Source organism: Micromonospora sp. NPDC049089 (assembly GCF_040648775.1).
Classification (GTDB): Bacteria; Actinomycetota; Actinomycetes; order Mycobacteriales; family Micromonosporaceae; genus Micromonospora.
This window is the reverse complement of record NZ_JBEZEH010000354.1, coordinates 1-3326: the sequence shown is the minus strand read 5'-3', so window position 1 is coordinate 3326 and position 3326 is coordinate 1. Positions and strand designations below refer to the sequence as shown.

The following is a 3326-nucleotide window of genomic DNA, read 5'->3' as shown; positions in this document are numbered from 1 at the left end:
CGCCCCCGGGCCGCGCCGCGCTCCGCCGCACGACCCACCTCCCCCCCGGCGCCGACCCCCCCACCGGGGGGGCGCCCCCCCCCCCCCCCCGGCCCCCCCCCCCCCCCCCCCCCGGGGGGAACCTGCTGCCAGCAGTGCCTCACCAACCACTGGCAGCGGGTTGGTGCGTGAGCTACCCGATCAGAGCGCCGGGTAGGCGTTGCGCATGAGCTCCTGGAACTGGGCGGAGAACCAGGCACCGGAGATCGGCGCGTTGCCCAGAGCCCCCGACGGGTTGTTGCCGTTGCGGGCGTTGCCGCCGTACGTCGGGTCACACATCCGGTCGAAGCCCTTGCCCTCGTTGTTCGGGATCTCGCTGCTGGAGCCGTCCGACTCGCCCGGCGGCTTCACCCAGACGTAGGCGTCGATGCCCGTCGCCGGGTTCGCCCGGGGCCGCTCACCGAGACCGGCACCGGCCTGGTTGCACCAGTTGCCGAGGTGCGCCCGGCGGTCGATGCGGCCACCGTTGACGTAGGTGTCGACGCTCGTCGTCGCGCCCGGCCCGGTGGGTCGAGCGGAGCCGCCCCAACCGTTGCGGGAGGTGTCGATGAGCATGCCGATGTTCGAGTTGAAGCCCAACGAGACCAGCTTGGTCCGGAACGCCTGGGCGAACGACAGCTCGTCGACGTAGTAGTTCCAGTCGACCCACTTGGACTGCCGCACCGTCTGGCCGTTCACGTTGTCGGTGACCTTGAAGTACGGCTCCTGGAGCGCCGAGTAGTTCGCGGTGTTGGTGATGAATCCGTGCACGTTGTTGACCGTGCTGCCGGAGGCGACCGCGGCGGTCTTCAGGATTTCGGCGCTCGGGTTGAAGTTGCTGTCCCAACCGAGCCAGCCGTGGTGGCCGGAGTCGATGTAGTTGTAGACGTTGCCGATCGCGCCAAGCTTGGCCAGGGCGTAGCCGACACCGTTGACGTAGGCGCCGTTTGCCTTGACCGTGTCGCACATGACCGTGCCGCCAGGCTGGCCAGAGGTGTTGGTCACCAGGTTCGGCAGCGAGTCGATCTCGATGATGTTGATGATCCGCAGGCTGCTGTACTTCGACTGACCCTGGATCGCGGCAATCGGGTCGATGTACTCGGCCTTGTACCTCGGCAGCTCGTTCGGGCCCAGCTCACCGTTCGAGGCGAGCGCGGAGCAGTCCCGGCCGGGCAGGTTGTAGATCACGAACTGGATGTAGCCGGCACCTTGGCGCAGCGCCTCGTCCAGGTGCTCCTTCACCCCGAAGGCCCCGTTGGAGCTGCTGTTCGGCGTGCCGTTGATCGCGGCGATCCGGTCCAGCCAGACGGCGGTGGGGTTGTTGGAAACCCGGCTTCCGCCGGCCTCGGCGTCCGCCTTGGCCTTCCACTCGGGGTTCACGTAGCCGCGGACCCCGACGTACGGGTTGTCGACCTTGGTGCCGGGCGGCGGGTTGGTGGTGGGCGGCGGGTCGGTAGGCGGCGGCGTGGTGGGCGGCGGGTCCGTCGGCGGGGGCGTGGTCGGCGGGGGCGTCGTCGGCGGGGTGGTGCCACCGTTGCAGACCACGCCGTTCAGGGTGAACGAGGTCGGCTTCGGGTTGCTGCCGCTCCACGCGCCGTTGAAGCCGATGCTCGTCGACGCGCCGGTGGCCAGGGTGCCGTTGTAGGACATGCTCCGGGCGGTGACCTGGCTGCCGGACTGGGTGTACGTGGCCGACCAGCCCTGCTGAACCCGCTGGCTGGAGTTGGGGAAGGTCCAGCCGAGCGTCCAGCCGTTCAGCGGGTCGCCGACGTTCTTGATGGTGATGTTCGCGGTGAAGCCGCCCTGCCAGTCGTTACTCGTGTACGCGATGTCGCACTGCGTCGCGGCCTGCGCCGCGGTACCCGGAATCGTTACGAGCCCACCGGCGACCAGGGCACCCGCGCCGGCGAGCGCGAGGGCCCGGCGTGGGCCGGTTAACCTTCTCCACACATTCATGCCACTGATCTCCTTGGGCGAGACCGGGCCCACGTACGGCCCGGCGGGACGGCCCGATGGGCGTCCTGCACGGACGGCCGTCGGCGCCACGGGATTCTTTGGGGGGCGCCCGACCCGGACGGGCGATAGTGGTGGTGGTGCCCGACCGATGCGTCGGCCGGTCGATCGGCGGCGGGTGCGTCGCCCGGTGAAACCGGGTGCCCTCGACTCCCTGCCTGCACGGTGTGGCTCTCAGAACCGCGTTCGCCGATTCTTGCATGGGAGCGCTTCCATGGCAATGGCTCGATGCGTTGCCGGAGCCGCTTCGGACGATACCTCCGAGCACGCCGGACCGGCACGCACCGCCCGGAGCCGCAGCTATCGGATGCCGGGGCAGGCCAGGAACGGGGAGCGCGCAACACCGCGGCACACCCAGAGGCCCCGGGATACCTGACACGACACTCAGCGCGTCGAAAGCCGCGTACCACCCCTTCACCTCTTACTTGGATCAAAGGTAAAACGCGAATCTTTCACTTCATAAGTCATGAAACGGTCTAACGTCGGTCTTAGCTCGGTTGTCGCCGAGCTCAGGACAACAGGGATGGAGTGACGCAGGTCATGGCTAAGAAGATGCTCGGGAAAGTCGTTGCGGGCGCCGCGCTCGGCGGCGCGTCGCTCCTGGTGTTCGCACCGGGGATCGCGTTCGCCGACGGCCACGACGACGGCAAGGTCTACGCCAAGCCGCACGTCGTCAAGGCTGGCGACGAGGTCAAGCTCCTCGAGATCTGCCCGGATCGGCAGGAGCACGCGTACGTGTGGTCCAAGGTCACCGGCAAGGTCAAGCTCAAGCCGGCGGATGAAGACCGGGGCGAGGACCGCGAGTGGCGTGAGGAGGAGGACTCCTCCGACCACGACAAGGGCAAGGACGAACACGGCAAGGACGAGAACGGCAAGGACGACAAGGGCAAGGACCACGAAGGCAAGGACGACAGCGGCAAGGACGAGCACGGCAAGGACGACAAGGGCAAGGACGACAAGGGCAAGGACGAGAACGGCAAGGGTGGCCAGGGTGGCGGCGCTGCCGCCGACGCCTACGGCGACGAGGGCAGCAAGGACTGGAAGGGCGAGGAGCACGGCCAGGACGCCGAAGAAGGCCGTGACAAGAAGGACTGGGACTCCAAGGACGAAGACAAGAAGGACTGGGAGTCCAAGGACGAGCACGGCTCGGAATACGGCTCGGACAAGGGCTGGGAGAACAAGGACGAGCACGGCTCGGAATACGGCTCGGACAAGGGCTGGGAGAACAAGGACGAGCACGGCTCCGAGTACGGCTCGGACAAGGGCTGGGAGAACAAGGACGAGCACGGCTCCGA

The 3326-nt window shown here is 68.0% G+C and carries 1 protein-coding gene and 1 pseudogene; one reads left to right on the top strand and one right to left on the bottom strand.

Annotated features, from left to right (window positions below):
- Positions 1 to 180 precede the first annotated feature (180 nt).
- Positions 181 to 1974 (bottom strand): glycoside hydrolase family 6 protein, encoded by a 1794-nt coding sequence (locus AB0B48_RS32525; RefSeq protein ID WP_357208354.1) that lies wholly within the window; start codon positions 1972 to 1974, stop codon positions 181 to 183.
- A gap of 597 nt (positions 1975 to 2571) precedes the next feature.
- Between AB0B48_RS32525 and AB0B48_RS32520 the strand changes: the two are divergent.
- Positions 2572 to 3326, top strand: a pseudogene (locus tag AB0B48_RS32520) (hypothetical protein); the annotation flags it as partial.